Source organism: Reyranella soli, assembly GCF_007992495.1.
GTDB classification, from domain to species: Bacteria; Pseudomonadota; Alphaproteobacteria; order Reyranellales; family Reyranellaceae; genus Reyranella; species Reyranella soli.
In genome coordinates this window covers 40709-55435 of record NZ_BKAJ01000012.1, presented here as the reverse complement: position 1 = coordinate 55435, position 14727 = coordinate 40709, and the positions used below count along the sequence as shown (strand labels likewise).

General features: G+C 65.7%; 15 protein-coding genes and 1 tRNA gene. 6 read left to right on the top strand and 10 right to left on the bottom strand.

Annotation, left to right across the window (positions count from 1 at the left end; genetic code table 11):
- The 4 genes from tmk to RSO01_RS03605 form a co-directional block, all read right to left on the bottom strand.
- Positions 1–648 (bottom strand): dTMP kinase, encoded by a 648-nt coding sequence (gene tmk / locus RSO01_RS03620; RefSeq protein ID WP_218037229.1) that lies wholly within the window; start codon positions 646–648, stop codon positions 1–3.
- Positions 636–1931: a D-alanyl-D-alanine carboxypeptidase family protein gene (locus RSO01_RS03615; protein WP_218037224.1), complete on the bottom strand. Its 1296-nt coding sequence runs from the start codon at positions 1929–1931 to the stop codon at positions 636–638. Before RSO01_RS03615 ends, tmk begins: the two co-directional genes overlap by 13 nt.
- Entirely contained in the window at positions 1915–2928 is a 1014-nt protein-coding gene (locus RSO01_RS03610; protein WP_170302819.1) for a septal ring lytic transglycosylase RlpA family protein, read from the bottom strand. Before RSO01_RS03610 ends, RSO01_RS03615 begins: the two co-directional genes overlap by 17 nt.
- A 93-nt stretch (positions 2929–3021) precedes the next feature.
- On the bottom strand, positions 3022–3894 hold the full coding sequence (locus tag RSO01_RS03605) for a lytic murein transglycosylase (protein ID WP_147146288.1): 873 nt from the start codon (positions 3892–3894) through the stop codon (positions 3022–3024).
- Between the two features lie 157 nt (positions 3895–4051).
- On the opposite strand from RSO01_RS03605, the gene RSO01_RS03600 reads away from it, so the two are divergent.
- Together RSO01_RS03600 and RSO01_RS03595 are read left to right on the top strand one after the other, a co-directional pair.
- A complete protein-coding gene (locus RSO01_RS03600; RefSeq protein ID WP_147146286.1) occupies positions 4052–4576 on the top strand; it encodes a hypothetical protein in 525 nt (174 codons plus the stop codon).
- A 60-nt stretch (positions 4577–4636) separates the two neighbouring features.
- Positions 4637–4726 (top strand) — tRNA-Ser (locus RSO01_RS03595).
- Between the two features lie 100 nt (positions 4727–4826).
- Here RSO01_RS03595 and RSO01_RS03590 read toward each other — a convergent pair.
- Together RSO01_RS03590 and RSO01_RS03585 are read right to left on the bottom strand one after the other, a co-directional pair.
- Positions 4827–5168, bottom strand: a complete 342-nt coding sequence (locus tag RSO01_RS03590; RefSeq protein WP_147146284.1) for a hypothetical protein — start codon at positions 5166–5168, stop codon at positions 4827–4829.
- A gap of 731 nt (positions 5169–5899) precedes the next feature.
- Positions 5900–6697 (bottom strand): hypothetical protein, encoded by a 798-nt coding sequence (locus tag RSO01_RS03585; protein WP_147146282.1) that lies wholly within the window; start codon positions 6695–6697, stop codon positions 5900–5902.
- On the opposite strand from RSO01_RS03585, the gene RSO01_RS03580 reads away from it, so the two are divergent.
- A complete protein-coding gene (locus RSO01_RS03580) occupies positions 6660–7184 on the top strand; it encodes a hypothetical protein (protein WP_147146280.1) in 525 nt (174 codons plus the stop codon). The two genes, RSO01_RS03585 and RSO01_RS03580, sit on opposite strands and share 38 nt — an antisense overlap.
- A gap of 63 nt (positions 7185–7247) precedes the next feature.
- Here the strand turns inward: RSO01_RS03580 and RSO01_RS03575 are convergent, their stop codons facing one another.
- Positions 7248–7967 carry a DUF1428 domain-containing protein gene (locus RSO01_RS03575; RefSeq protein WP_147146278.1) on the bottom strand — a complete coding sequence of 240 codons (720 nt, stop codon included), beginning with the start codon at positions 7965–7967 and terminating at the stop codon, positions 7248–7250.
- A gap of 84 nt (positions 7968–8051) precedes the next feature.
- Between RSO01_RS03575 and RSO01_RS03570 the strand changes: the two genes are divergently transcribed.
- Complete coding sequence (locus RSO01_RS03570; RefSeq protein WP_147146276.1) at positions 8052–8513, top strand: MarR family winged helix-turn-helix transcriptional regulator; 462 nt, start codon at positions 8052–8054, stop codon at positions 8511–8513.
- Between the two features lie 36 nt (positions 8514–8549).
- Here RSO01_RS03570 and RSO01_RS03565 read toward each other — a convergent pair whose 3' ends face one another.
- From RSO01_RS03565 to RSO01_RS03555, 3 genes are all read right to left on the bottom strand, one after another.
- Positions 8550–8780 (bottom strand): hypothetical protein, encoded by a 231-nt coding sequence (locus tag RSO01_RS03565; protein ID WP_147146274.1) that lies wholly within the window; start codon positions 8778–8780, stop codon positions 8550–8552.
- Positions 8781–8875: 95 nt separating this feature from the next.
- Positions 8876–9202, bottom strand: a complete 327-nt coding sequence (locus RSO01_RS03560) for a hypothetical protein (protein WP_147146273.1) — start codon at positions 9200–9202, stop codon at positions 8876–8878.
- 12 nt (positions 9203–9214) lie between these two features.
- Positions 9215–11596 (bottom strand): tetratricopeptide repeat protein, encoded by a 2382-nt coding sequence (locus tag RSO01_RS03555; protein WP_170302818.1) that lies wholly within the window; start codon positions 11594–11596, stop codon positions 9215–9217.
- Between the two features lie 307 nt (positions 11597–11903).
- Here RSO01_RS03555 and RSO01_RS03550 point away from each other — a divergent pair, with 307 nt between their 5' ends.
- Positions 11904–12890 (top strand): Bug family tripartite tricarboxylate transporter substrate binding protein, encoded by a 987-nt coding sequence (locus RSO01_RS03550; RefSeq protein ID WP_147146269.1) that lies wholly within the window; start codon positions 11904–11906, stop codon positions 12888–12890.
- A 157-nt stretch (positions 12891–13047) separates the two neighbouring features.
- Positions 13048–14685, top strand: a complete 1638-nt coding sequence (locus tag RSO01_RS03545; RefSeq protein ID WP_147146267.1) for a thiamine pyrophosphate-dependent enzyme — start codon at positions 13048–13050, stop codon at positions 14683–14685.
- Positions 14686–14727 lie beyond the last annotated feature (42 nt).

Here is a 14727-nt window from a genome sequence, read left to right as displayed (position 1 = left end):
TCAGGCTCCCAGCCGGTTCCTCACCGCATCGGCGATCGCGCCGGCGATCGCATCGATCGTTCCTGTAGCATCGATCACGACGCAGCGCTTGGGCTCCTGTGCGGCGATTTCGAGGAATCCGCGGTGCACCCGCGCATGGAAGTCATGCGGCAGGCTCTCGTAGCGCGTCTCCGAACCGCGCCGCTCCGCCGCCCGCCTGAGCCCGATCTCGATCGGCAGGTCGAGGATGATCGTGAGGTCCGGCCGGAAATCGCCGACCGCAACCTTGTAGAGCTGCTCGAAGATCCCCCGCTCGATGCCATGACCGTAGCCCTGGTAGGCGAGCGTCGAATCGGCGAAGCGGTCGCTCACCACCCAGTCGCCGCGCTTCAGCGCCGGGCACACCGTCGAGCGCAGGTGCTCACGCCGAGCCGCGAAGTGCAGCAGCGCTTCGGTCGTGCCGTCCCAGCGCTCGACCGGGCCTTCGACCAGCAGCTTGCGGATCAACTCGGCACCAGGTGAGCCGCCAGGCTCGCGCGTCGTGGTGACGCGATGGCCGCGTCCCTCGAGCCAGCTCTTCAGTCGCGCGATCTGCGTCGACTTGCCCGCTCCTTCGCCGCCTTCGAGAGTGATGAAACGCCCGGCGGCGTGTTCCGTCACGAGAGCCAGCCGAACAGGTAGTGCCGGATCATGGTGGTGACGCGGCCGAACACGCCCTGCCGCTGGACGTCGGCCCCGGCCTCGAGCGGATACTCGACGACGCGGTTGTCGGGCAGCGTGACCACGGCGGTGCCGAGCTTGGTGCCCTTGGTGATGGGCGCGGCGATCGGCCCGTCGAAGCGGGCAACGACGCGCGGCGTCACCGCCTGCCCGGTGGGCGCGGTGATCTGCACCGGCTTGGCCACGACCAGCGGTACCTTGTCCTGCGAGCCCAGCCACACCGGCGCCTCGGCGACGGTGTCGCCGGCGCGGAACACCGTGGTGTTGGCCGATTCGCGGAAGCCCCATTCCACCAGCCGCGCCGTCTCCTGCGCGCGCTCGGCCATCGAGGTCATGCCGTTCACCACCATGATGAGGCGGCGGCCGTCGCGAATCGCCGAGGTCGCCTGGCCGTAACCACCCTCTTCCGTATGGCCAGTCTTCAGACCGTCGGTGCCGGGCACCGTCCTGAGCAGGCGGTTGCGGTTGTCCTGCTTGATGTTGTTGTAGGTCCAGTTGCTCTCCGAGTAGTAGCGATAGAGTTTCGGGAAATCCTCGATGGTGCGCCACGACAGCACGGCAAGATCACGCGCCGTCGTCCACTGGCCGTCGGCCGGCCAGCCCGAGGCGTTCTTGAACACCGTGCCGGTCATGCCGAGCTCGCGCGCCTTGGCGGTCATGCGTTCGGCGAAGCTGTCTTCGTTGCCGGACAGTCCTTCGGCGATGACCACGCAGGCGTCGTTGCCCGACAGCACGATCATGCCCTTGATCAGGTCCTCGACCGAGACCTCGCTGCCCAGCTCGACGAACATGCGCGAGCCGCCCATGTTGCGTGCCCGCTCGCTGACGCGGAAGCGAGTGTCGAGCTTCAGGCGGCCGGCATTGATTTCCTCGAAGGCGATGTAGATCGTCATCATCTTCGCCATCGACGAGGGATGCATCGGCTTGTCGGCATCCTTGAACAGCAGCACCGTCGAGGTCTGCGGATCGACCATGAAGGCCTGCTTGGCGAGCGTACCAATGCCGACCTGAGAAGGCGGCAGCGCCTCGGTCTTGGCGGCGACCGACGGCGCGGTGGGCTTGGCCGGCGTGGTGGTGGTCGTGCGCGGCTTGGCCGGCGGTTTCTGCGGCTGCTGGGTCTGCCGCTTGGGCGGCTGCTCGGTCTGCGCCAGGGCGGCGAGCGGTGCGCCGGCCAAGCTGGCCGCGACGAGGAGCGCCGTCAGGGGGCGCAAGAGATCATTCAGACACGACACGGGCGTCTCCATAGCCAGATCGCTTCAGCCTGTCCGCGACGATGCCAGCGGCATCTGCGGTCGAATAGGGCCCCAGGCGCACACGCCAGACGTCGCGTCCGCCGGCCGACGCCTGGGAAACCTCCGAGGCGCCGTAGCTGCGTACCGCGCCACGCTGGCGCTCGGCGTTTTCCATCGTCGAGAAGGCCCCTGTCTGCACATAGAAACCGCTGCCGGCAAGCGCCGATGTCGGCGCTGGCGCCGGTGCCGCACCGGCCGCGAGGGAGGCCACGGTGACCCCTCCTCCTCGGCCATCGTAGGCCACCGGCGTTTCCATCGAAGGCGGCTGCTGAGTTGTCTGCCACACCATCTGCGGGGCGGGCTGCGGCGGCACGACCACGGCCTGTGGCGGTGGCGCCGCTGCCATCTGCACCGGTGCCGCTGCAGGCGCCGTGCGCTGACCGGAGGCGACCTGCGCCACGGCTGCATTCTGCTCGGCCGGTCCGCCGCCGGAGATAGCGACGTCGCGCACCGCCCTGCTCTCGGCCGGCAGCTGGTCGATGCGCACCCGGGCCGTGCCGTTCCTGACGATGTCGAGCTCCTGCGCCGCGGTGCGCGAGAGGTCGATGATACGGCTGCGGGCGAACGGGCCGCGGTCGTTGATGCGCACGACCGTGGTCATGCCGTTGTCGAGGTTGGTGACGCGCACGATGGCGGGCATCTGCAAGGTGCGGTGCGCGGCCGTGCGCTCGCTCTGGTCATAGCTCTCGCCATTGGCCGTCGACTTGCCGTGGAAGCCGGGCCCGTACCACGAGGCGACGCCGGTCTCGGTCCGGTTGAATTCTTCTTGCGGGGTGTAGGTGACGCCGTCGATCTTGTAGGGCGAGCCGATCTTGTAGCTGCCGCGCTGCGCCGTGCTGGCCCCGCCGCCGCCCCGGCTTGAAGAGCCGCAGGCGCCGAGAAAACCGGCCAGGCTGCCCATCAACAGCAGCGTCCCCAGGACACGAACGGCCGGCATCGGACGCATACGCGAGCTGACTACTGATAGGGGCATGGCTGCCGGATCATACATCATCTTGAGGAAATCGGGCAGTCACCTTGCTGCCATTGCTCATCGGGCGATCTTGTCGGACAGCAGTCCGACCGCGAGCCCGAAGAAATCCGACTGATTCCAGCGCAGGATGGCCTGGAAGTTCGCGGTCGTCAGGAAGGTCGGGCCACCCGCACCGGCGGGCCGCACGATCTTCTGTCCCTGCCCTGCCCCCGAACCGGCCGGCACTTCCTGGCCCCACGACAGGCCAGGCTTCCAGCCGACGCGCCTGAGGTAGTTGCAGATCGAGGCGAAGACGTCGGCCTTGTTGGTCCAGATGTCCATGCGGCCATCGCCGTCACCGTCGGCGGCGTAAGCGAGGAAGCTCGTCGGGATGAACTGGCACTGGCCCATCGCGCCCGCCCACGAGCCCTTCATGTTGTCGAAGGAGACATGGCCCTGCGCCAGGATCTTGAGCGCGGCGATCAGCTGCTGGCGGAAGAACTGGGCGCGGAAGTTGTTGTAGACCAGGGTCGCCAGCGCATCGACGACCTCGAAGTCGCCGAGCCGCGTGCCGTAGTTGCTCTCGATGCCCCACAGCGCGACCACCGTTGACTCGGGAATGCCGGCAGGCCCGGCGAACCGGCTGACCAGCGCGCGGTTCTCGGCCAGGCGCGCCCGCCCGTTCTTCACGCGCTCGTCCGACACCACGATCTCGAGGTATCGGTCGAACGTCATCTTGAACTCGGGCTGATTGCGCGCCTGCTCCATCACCTTCGGGATTTCCTGGACCTTGGCCAGGGCGGTGTCGAGCGTGCCCGCGTCGACGCCCGCCTTCAGCGCCTCGGCGCGGATGCTGCGCAGGAAGGCGTCGAACTTGGGATCACCGCTTTGCGCCAGAGCCGTGGCCGGGGAGAGAGCCAGGGCAGTACAGAGGAGACGTCGGCTTATCATGATGTTGGCCCACCAGTTGAGCGAGCGAATGAAGAACGATAGCGAAGTAACTGGTGACCTTGCAATATTTGTGGCGATACAATCGGAAGACCTGCCGGGGAGAGCCGACTTGGCGTGTCGCGCCTGGATGCATCGGTGTTGCAGAGCCGCCGCGCGCGTGATCGCCCTGCTGATGCTCTTCGCCCTGCCGTTGGCAGCGCCATCGATTGCGCAGGACGGCGCGGTCGATTGCGGCAACGGCTTCCATTGTCCCAAAGGCAATGCCTGCCTGCTCGACGGATTCTGCGCCGTCGCGCTCGACGCCTTGCCGGGCAGCGTGCCGTCGAAGACCAGGCCGGGTTTCTTCTGTGAGCCGGGTTTCCGCGAGAGCACGGTCCAGCCCGGCAAATGCCTTCCCGGCAGCTACACCGAATGCCCCAATGGCCTCACCTGCGCGACCGGCATGCAATGCGCGCCGGGCGGTGGCTGCACCGGCGGGCCGCCTCCGACCGGTCCGGTGTGCGGCGGCATGCGCTGCGCCGAGGGCCGGATCTGCTCGAGCCGCAACACCTGCCTCAATCCGGAATATTTCCACGACTGCAATAACGGCACGATCTGCACCAAAGGCGCGGCGTGCGAGCAGGGCGGCGGCTGCGTGTTCGTGGCGCCGGAGCGGACGCGCCAGGACGCGAATTCGCGGTGATGGGACGTGAAGCTTTCGTTCCGGGCACGACTTCGCTAAAAGGCCCGCCACACTTGCACCGGATGGGTGGCCGAGTGGTTTAAGGCACCGGTCTTGAAAACCGGCGTGGGTTCACGCCCACCGTGGGTTCGAATCCCACCCCATCCGCCAAGTTAATTCATAGAATGCAGCACCTTCACCGCGCCACCTACGAACTACGGTCGGCGCAACCCCGACGCGGCTTTACCCTGACTGACGCTGCTGTCGTGAATTACGAGTACGTGATGTCGAGCGCAATTTCATTGAACTCGAAGCTATGCGGAACCTCGACGTCATCGCATTGACGCGAGATAGACCTCGTCCATCCGGCTCCAGTGTCGCGAAGCACCTCGACAGCAAGCCAATACGGATCGCTATGGGGCGGGATCGAGCTCGCGACGGTTTCGCAGAGACCAGTGTGCAATTCGACCTTATTGATCTCTTGAATCGGAGAAACCTTGTTGGGCTTGAAGGTGGCCCAGGCACGCACAATGTGCGGGCGCTCCGACCGCCGCGTGACGGTCAGCGTTACACGCTTCCGGCTCTCGCCTACACGGACATAGGTAGGTTCCATCTTCGCTGTATTGTGCCCCGAAGAGCGCCGTGGCGACGTTCAAAGTTGTACATCGCGCCCGATTTAGGGCTCCCCCCGGCGCCATCGACGCCGGTGAGGGATAGCCCGCACTACCTGTCGCGCAGGCTAAGCCCGCAGTGCGCGCGCGATGGCCCAGGCTGACAGTCTATGAAGGGCTCGCCGCAAGCTGCCCACCTTCGTACCCGTAAACTGGCACTCAATGTGGGCTTACGGGCGTTACAAGGAGTGGAAAACCGGGCTTCTCTTTAGTTTGGCTTGTCGACCGTTGTCAGCGGTTAACACTGGTCCGGCGGACACCCCAACCGCCAACCTCCGCTGCGCAGCAGCTCGCTCAATGCGGTTCCTTCTGTGCCGCAACGGCCAGTCGCCAGCGAACTCTGCCTTGAGCTGGCGAGTGCCTGGGGTGGTTCTCCGACGGAAGCGGTTTGGAGGCCTCGGCAACGACTTCGCATCCGCATCCGCCGCATCGATAAATGCCGGGATGGTCGGGTGCTTCTCCGGGATTGTACTCTTTGTCGAACTCCGGACTGATACTGACTTCTATGTCGTTGCTGCGCCTGAAGCGCGTCATGGTCCTCCTCCTTCGTCCGCAAGCCGCAACCGTTCAACCGTCAAGGATGGTGGCGCTTTGTGTCGCGCGCGCGACATTGGTCTTGAGGAAGGATTGAGCCTGCGTGGAGAATTGCTCCAGTTAGCGCTGACAGCGGATATCAGCCTCCGCCGGCCTGGAAGATACCGAACAATCTCAGGCCGATGATGCCTTCGGTCTCGTTCCGCCGCGATCCGCCGAGATCCATCGTCCCGGGCAGATTCACTTCCAGCCACGGGGCCAGGTTGCCCTGAAACTTGGTTCGACCGTCATCGTCCTTTACGGTCAGGCTCGAGACCAGGACGGGCACGTAGTCGGAGGCCAGATCGGCGCTCAGGTGGTTGAGCACCTGGTGCGGGTCGTAGGTGATCCTGCCGTTGGTGGAGGTGACGAACCCCTCGCGGTCCAGATGGACGTTGGCGCCGTCCTGCCGGATCGAGATGTGCAGGCTCGAGTTCAAGCCGGGCTCGCGATAGCTGATGCCGACGGCAGCTGCACTGGCAAGACGCCGCCAGACCCGATCGGGATGCGATGCGCCGGGATCGTCGGGCACCATCTTGCCGCTGGCGGGGCTGTTGAAATTAAACGGACCGGTGTTGCCGATGATCGTGGAAGGATCGACCAGGTTCAGGAACTCCGTCCGCTTGCCGGGCACGAATTCGAAATCCACGCCTTCGGCCTTGGGCGCCTTGAACACCTCCAGGATGTCGCCCACGAAGCTGTCGAGCGGCGTCTTGAAAAGCGTCAGAAAGCGATGGGTTGCCGGGCTCTTGCCCAGCAAATCCCATAAGTCGTCCTGACTCGTGTTCTTCGATGTCTGGTTAGAACGCATGCTAAGAGACGTGACCATGACTTCGTCCTCTCGGAATGCATGTCGCAGGATGACCCTGCTAATTGTCCTTTCCAAGGCACTCGCCATCACCGCCATCCTCGGTGGATGTGCGAGCAGGACACCGCCGGAGGCGGCGCGCATCCATGGCATCGCCGCGTCAGACGCACCGGCCATCGACGCCTGCTGGCGCAAGGTCCTGGCCAGCCCGCAGCACCAGGCGCTCAGGGACAGGATGGGCGATCACGCCGACAGTCCGACCGCGGCCATGAAGAGCAACCCCGCGAAGGCGACGCCGCAGGACGCTGCGCTGCTGCGATCGCTTCAGCAGGAGTATCTCGCGCCCTGCCGGAAGATGGCGCTCGCGAGTGCGGCCAAGGTCCATCCTGCCATCGTGGCGATCCTGACGGACAGCTATGCCCGGGCCGACGCCAATACGGCGCAACTGGTCGATCGCGACATCACCTGGGGCGAGTACGTGTCGGAGAACCAGGCGATCGTGACCCACCGGCGCGCCGAGCTTCTGGCGGCCGGTGAGGCGATGCAAAGGGACCAGCAGTCCCCTCCTTCGCGCTGACGCGCTTCGGAGGGCAAGCCCTGCGAAGCTTTAGCGAAGCAGTGTGGTCCGGAAGAGAAGAAGCTAGGTGTCGAGGATCGGCGCGAAGCCGCCGTAGATCATGCGCTTGCCATCGAACGGCATGGCGTTCTGGCCGGGCTGCATGCGCTCGTCGGCCATCACCTTCTTCCAGCCCTCGTCGCGCGCCTGCTTGTTCGGCCACTCGACCCAGCTGTAGACGATGTTCTCGTCGGCCGTCGCCTTCACGGCGCCCTTGTAGTCGGTGACCTTGCCGTCGGGCACGTCGTCGCCCCACGCCTCGACGACGCGGATCGCGCCGTGATCCTTGAAGACCACGGCCGCCTTTTGCGCCAAGGCGCGATAGGCCTCCTTCTTGTCGTTCGGCACCGGCACGAGGTAGCCGTCGACGTAGCCCGGCTTGGTCCGCGCGCCGTCGTCGATCAGGGTGGCGAAGCCGCCATAGATCATGCGCTTGCCGTCGAACGGCATGCTGGCGCCGATCTCCTTCATGCGCGGATCGCTCATGATCTTCTGCGTCGCCGCGTTGTGGGCGTCCTTGCTCGGGAACTCCATCCACGAGAAGACCACGACCTCGTCGGGCTTGGCCTTCACCGCGCCCTTGAAGTCGGTGACCTTGCCGTCCGGCACATCGTCGCCCCAGGCCTCGACCATGCGGGTGGCGCCGAACTCCTTGAATATGGGTGCCGCTTCGACGGCATGCTTGGCGTACGCTTCCTTGTTCGCCGCAGGCACGGCGGCGACAAATCCGGCAACGTAGGTCATTGCTCACTCCCGACTCTGTTGTAGGTGCAAGGAAGGCCGGTCTTTGGCCTTGACGAATTGAGTTGATATCAACGTAAATATGGCATGTCAAAGCCGAGACCTGTGACATCCGCCGGCGTCCCCTTCGCGACGACGGCGCATGTCCACGACCATTGCCTCTGCCTCGCCGCCCAGCGCGCCGCGCGTACGCTGGCGCGCCGCTTCGACGAAGCGTTGCGTCCGGCCGGCCTGACCAGCGGGCAGTTCTCGCTCCTGATGTCGCTCAACCAGCCGCGGCCGCCGTCGATCGGCGCCATCGCCGGCCTGCTCGCCATGGACCGCACCACGCTGACCGCCAACCTCAAGCCGCTCGAACGGCGCGGGCTGGTGGCGACGGCGGTCGATCCCGATGATCGGCGCGGCCGCCTGGTCTCGCTCACCAAGGCTGGAAGGACGGTGCTGCGCTCGGCCGTGCCGATCTGGCAGCGCACGCACAGGGAAATTGACCGGCTCCTCTTGCCAATCGATGGCAGGACCGTGCGACGCGGATTTCTCGCGTTGTCGTAGATTGCCTGGAGCGTTTGTCGCGACTGAGGCTTGTGCCTACAGGACCATCGCGTGGCGCGGCTGTTGGTCCCTCACCAATGATTGATCCTCGCCCGACCGATGCTGCAACATCGAGAAAACCGCCGTGAGTACGGCGAGCACCACGACCGAAAAGACCGTCGCTACCAGCGCGGGACCAACTTCGTCATGGAGCGTCCGAAACCAGAACCAGAAAATCCCGCCGACGACCAACAGCGCCACGCCGGCGAGCATCAACAGGATCAGCATTGCAGCCCGCCCCCGAGGCGTCGCACACGTCTTAATTGCACACCCATTTCACCTTGCGTTACGCCGATGCCGCACTGGCGTCAACCTTCCCAGGATCACGAGACCAGCACATACCAGCCTTCGACCTGGGAGGTCTCCCCGCCCGTCCCGGCCTTGACGCGGATCTTCTTGCCCATCACGTCGACCGAGGTTCCGACATTGACCTTGATGGTGCGCTTGCCGCCATCGACCTCGACGATCATGGCGTTGCCGGGATCGGTGGCGCCATGGCCGGCACTGCTGCCCGAGCCGTTGTGAAGGCGGTAGATGCTGGGCTTGTCGCGCGCATCGAAGATCGTCTGCCAGTGGACCCGGTCGGCGCCGATGTGCCCAACCGGCACCTGGATGCCGACGCCGTCGCCCGGCAATGATCGCCTCGCCATCTCTCCCTCTCCCTAGCGCATGCCGTAGGCGGCGAACTCGTCGGCGATGCGCCGCTGCACGGCACGTGCCGCTGCGATGTCAGAGGCGCCGCCCTTGCTGTCGCCGCTCCTGCTCTTCGCCAGGCCACGCCCATAGAGCGAGCGCGCCCGCTTGGCATCGAGCTTGAGCGAGGCGTTGAACTGGGCGGCGGCCTTCGCATAGTCGCCCTGCTTCAGGTAGATGATGCCGAGATTGTCGTAAGCGTAGGGATCGTTGGGCTGCAGCTTGAGCGCCTCGTTGCAGTCGGCGATCGCCTTGGGATAGTCCTGCCCCAGCGCGGCGCGCGACAGGCAACGGTTGTTGTAGGCGGCGCTGATCTTGGGATCGAGCTTCAGCACCTCGTCGTAGTCGATGATTGCCTTGTCGTACTTGCTCAGGCCGAAATGGGCGACGCCGCGGTTCAGATAGTAGACGGGCTCGCGCGGCCTCAGCTTGATCGCCTGATCGAGATCCGCCACGGCCTTGGCGTAGTCGCCGAGCGAGTTGTAGAGCATGGCCTGGTTGCCGTAGACCCGCGCATTCTTCGGGTCGAGCTTGATCGATTTGCCATAGTCGGCGATGGCGCGCTCGGATTCGCCCTGGAAGGCCAGGATCTGCGCGCGATAGAAGTACGCGGTGGCGCTGTCCGGCGCGAGCCGGATCGCCTCATTGACGTCGGCCATGGCGCGCGCGTAGTCGCGCTTCAATGCGTAGGCGAAGGCGCGGTGGATGTAGGCGTTGACGTTGTCGGGGCTGAGCTGCAGCGCCGATTCGAAATCGGCCAAAGCCTGGTCGATCTTGTCGATGTAGGTCAGCGCCATGCCGCGGTTGATGAAGGCGATCGGATCCTTGGGGTCGATCTTGATCGCCTCGGTGTAGTCGGCGATGGCGTGCTGGAAGTCGTCGACCGCGTGATAGGCCGTGCCGCGCTCGAAGTAGACGAAGGCCAGGCCCGGCGCGAGCTTGATCGCCTCGTCGAGGTCGCCGACCGCCTGCTTGAGATCACCCTTCTTCAGGTTGGCCGCACCGCGCCCCAGATAGGCCCGCGGCTCCCTGGGGTTGATCCGCATGGTCATGTTGAAGTCGTTGAGCGCGCCCGCGTAGTCCTGCTTGTCGATCAGCGCCATGCCGCGCTGATAGTAGGCATGCGCCACCTGGTCGGCCGACCTGGCGAGGTCGGGGTCCTTGCCACGCTCGGCCTGGTTGACCAGGCGCAGGAGGTCCGCGGTCTGCAGGCCCTGGCGGATCGCCTCGGAAAAATCGTCAAGTGCCTCGTCGGTTTCGCCGCGCTGGCGGTAGGTGATGCCGCGGTTGATCAGCGCGTTCACCTCCTTCGGGTTGAGCTCCAGCGCCTTGGTGAAGTCGTTGATCGCCGGCTCGTACAGGCCCTTCTTGGTGTAGTAGACGATGCCGCGGTTGACGTAGGGCGTCGGATCCCTGGGCGTGAGGTTGATCGCCTCGCTGTAGTCCTCGATCGCCTTGTCGGCTTCGCCGATGCGGTGATAGGCGATGCCGCGCTGCAGGTGGGCGAAGGCCTGCCCCGGCTCCAGTTTCAACGACTCGTTGAAGTCGGCGATCGCCTTGTGCAGCTCGTCCTTGGCCAGGTAGGCGGCGCCGCGACCGACATAGCCTGAGGCGGCGGCGGGATTGAGCCGGATGGTCTCGCTGAAATCGGCAATCGCCTTGTCGTACTGGAGCTTGTCGTAATAGGCGAGCCCGCGCTGGAAATAGATGAAAGCGGCCTGCAGCACGAGGTTGTTCTGATCAAGCACCTTTGACGAGAGTTGGGTCGTGAGGGGATCATAAACCGCGTTCTCTCGGATCGGCTCGAGCTTTGGCGGCAGGCACTTGATGCCGTCCGTGAAGTCGGTGATCGCCCTGTCGATCTCGCCCTTGCGCTTGTAGACGACGCCGCGGTTGGCCCAGGCGGCAACCTCGCACGGCTTGATCTTGAGGGCGGCCGTCAGGTCGGCGAGGGCGCCCTCGTTGTTGTCCTTGCGGAGATAGAGCAGGACGCCGCGGTTGATCAGCGGATAGGTCTCGCGTGGCGCCAGACGGATGGCGTCGCTGTAGTCCAGGATGGCGCGGTCGGCCTCGCCGATCGTCTGATAGATCACGCCGCGCTGGACGTAGTAGTAGGGATTCATAGGCGAGCTGAGGATCAGATCGTTGTAGATGCGGATCGCCGCCTTGTAGTCGTCCTTCGCCCGCGCATCGCTGCCCGGACCGTTCTCCGACAGCCCGCGATTGAGATAGGCGAGCGCCAGGTCGCCGGCGGCGAGCTTGCCGTCCTTGATCGCCTCGGTGCAGGCCTCGACCTTGGTCGGGGCGTTCGCGCCGGTGAGGCCTTTGCACACGTCGAAGGGTTTCGCCATGGCTTGTTGCTGAGGCTGCGGCGCTCGTTGCTGGCCAATCGCGGGCGCAGAAACGCTCGCGCCAACCCAATCGATGGCGACGACGCAGGCTACCGCCCACGCGATCCTGCCCAAGCAACCCCGCATTGCCTTCCTCACGCCTGCCCGCGCACCGACTCCCACAGCCGTTCCGCGATACGGGGCCAAAGTGACAAGATTTTGCGGCTTTTCAAGCGACGCGAAGGCGCAACCCGCCAATTTCGCTGAAAGCCATCGACGGCCTCCGGCCTGTTTGGCACCTTCGCGCTGCTTCTAGGGAGGAAACCAAGTGAGGACTGCAAAGAGTCGCGTCGGGCGGCGCGCCGTGCTGGCCGGATTGAGCGGAGCGCTGGCGGCACCCGGCCTCGTGTCGGCCCAAACCTATCCCAACAAGACCGTCCGCTACATCAACCCGTTCCCCGCCGGCGGCGCCACCGACACCCTGTCCCGCATCTTCTGCGCCAAGATGGCGGAGATCACCGGCCAGCAATGGGTGGTCGAGAACAAGGGCGGCTCGGGCGGCAATGTCGGCATGGATGCGCTGGCCCAGTCGCCGGCCGACGGTTACACGCTCGGCCTGGGGGGCATCGCCAGCCACGCGATCGCGCCTACCCTTTACGCCAAGTTGCCGTTCAAGGTGCCGGACGACTTCACCTTCGTGTCGACGATCTGGCAGCTGCCCAACATGCTGGTGGTCAATCTCGACCTGCCGGCGAAGAGCGTGGCGGAGCTGATCGCGCTCCTCAAGGCGAACCCGGGCAAGTATTCCTATGCCTCGGCCGGCAACGGCACGACGCTGCATCTATCGGGCGAGCTGTTCAAGGTGATGGCCAAGGTGGACATGGTGCATGTGCCCTATCGCGGTGCCGCGCCGGCGATGCAGGACCTGCTGGCCGGCCAGGTCAACATGATCTTCGACAACATTCCTGGAGCGCTTGCCCAATTGCGGGCGGGCAAGGTGCGCGCCCTTGGCGTCACGTCGAAGGAGCGCACCCCGGTCGTGCCCGACGTGCCGGCGATCTCCGAGACCCTGCCGGGCTTCGACATCAATTCGTGGACCACCCTCACCGGCCCGGCCAGGTTGCCACCCGACATCGTGGCGCGCCTGTCCGAGCTGTCGAAGAAGGCGCTGGAGAGCGAGGACATCAAGGCCAAGTTTCTGGACCTCGCCGCGACGGCGATCTGGCGCTCACCGGCCGACACGCTCGCTTATCGCAATTCGGAGGAAGCGCGACTGGCGCCGATCATCAAGGCGTCAGGCGCGCGCGTCGACTGAATCCTCTCTCCTCCCCCGTCATACGGGGGAGGCCGGGAGGGGGAAGGCCTCAGTCCTCTTCCTCAGTCATTTCAGATCATAGTTTTCATACCTCAAGGGATAGCCGACGTGGCTTCCCCCCTCCCCGCCGCCCCCGTATGACGGGGGCGGAGGAATCATGACCACACTGACGACCGCCCAAGCCGTCGTGTCGATGCTCGAAGTGAACGGCATCGACACGATCTTCTGTCTGCCCGGCGTGCAGAACGATCCGTTCTTCGACGCCCTGTACGACCGCACCAACGCCATCAAGCCGATCCATGCGCGCCACGAGCAGGCCTGCGCGTACATGGCGTTGGGCTACGCCATGGCAACGGGATCGCCGTCGGCCTACGTCGTCGTGCCCGGCCCCGGCTTCCTCAACACCACGGCGGCGCTCTCGACGGCGTATGCGGCGAACGCGCCGGTGCTGGCGCTGACCGGCCAGATCCAGCAGGCGATGATCGGCCGCAATCTCGGCCTGCTGCACGAATTGCCCGACCAGCTCGCGATCATGCGCGGCCTCACCAAGTGGGCCGACCGCATCACCTCGCCCGCCGCCGCGCCCGGCCTGGTCAACGAAGCCTTCCGTCGGCTGCTGTCCGGGCGGAGGCGCCCGGTGGCGCTGGAATGCGCGATGGACACCTGGGCGCGCAAGGCGCCGGTCGAGCTGATCTCGACGCCGGCCAACGCGGACCCCTGCCCTGTCGACGAGGACGCGGTCGAGCGTGCCGCCAAGCTTTTGGGCAGCGCCCAGAACCCGATGATCGTGGTCGGCGGCGGCGCCCTGGACGCGGGCGAGCACATCGCGCGCATCGCCGAGATGCTGGATGCGCCCGTCATGACCGGGCGCATGGGCCAGGGCGTGATCGACGGCCGCCATCGACTGTCGGTCACCATGCCCGCTGGCTACCTGTTCTGGGGCGAGGCCGACGTGGTCCTGGCCGTCGGCACGCGTCTACAGCCGCAGCAGCAGAACTGGGGCCTCGACGACAAGCTCAAGATCATCCGCGTCGATATCGACGGCGAGGAGCTCGACCGCCAGCGGCGGCCGGAGATCGGCATCATCGGTGACGCCGCGGCGACCATGAAGGCGCTGGCCGACAGACTCGGCGAGCACGCGTCCAAGCCCAACGGCCGGGCCGAGCACGTGGCCGAGATCAAGGGACGCGCCAACAAGGCAGTGCGCGACAAGCTCGCGCCGCAGGTCGCCTATCTCGAGGCCATCCGCAAGGCGTTACCCGAGGACGGCATCCTGGTCGATGAGCTGACGCAGATGGGCTACGTCGCGCGTCTCGCCTGGCCGACCTACAAGCCGCGCACCTTCCTGTCGACCGGCTACCAGGGCACGCTGGGCTGGGGCTACGCCACGTCGCTTGGCGTCAAGGTCGCCAGGCCCGACACGCCGGTCGTGTCGATCAACGGCGACGGCGGCTTCATGTTCACCGCGATGGAGATGGCGACGGCGGCACAGCATGGCATCGGCGTGGTCGCGGTCGTGTTCAGCGACGGCGCCTACGGGAACGTCAAGCGCATCCAGCAGCAGTCGTTCAACAACCGCACCATCGCCAGCGACCTGCGCAATCCCGACTTCGTCAAGCTGGGCGAAAGCTTCGGCCTGCACGCCGAGCGCGTGAAGTCGCCCGAGGAGCTGAGCACGGCCATCTCGCGCGGCATCGCCCGCGGCGGCCCGGTGCTGATCGACTGCCCGGTCGGCGAACTGCCGGATCCGTGGTCGATCGTGCAGGTGCCACGGAACCGGCCGGCCAAGTCATAGTCTTCCGGACCGCGAGCCTCCGGCTCGCTCATGATCATGAGC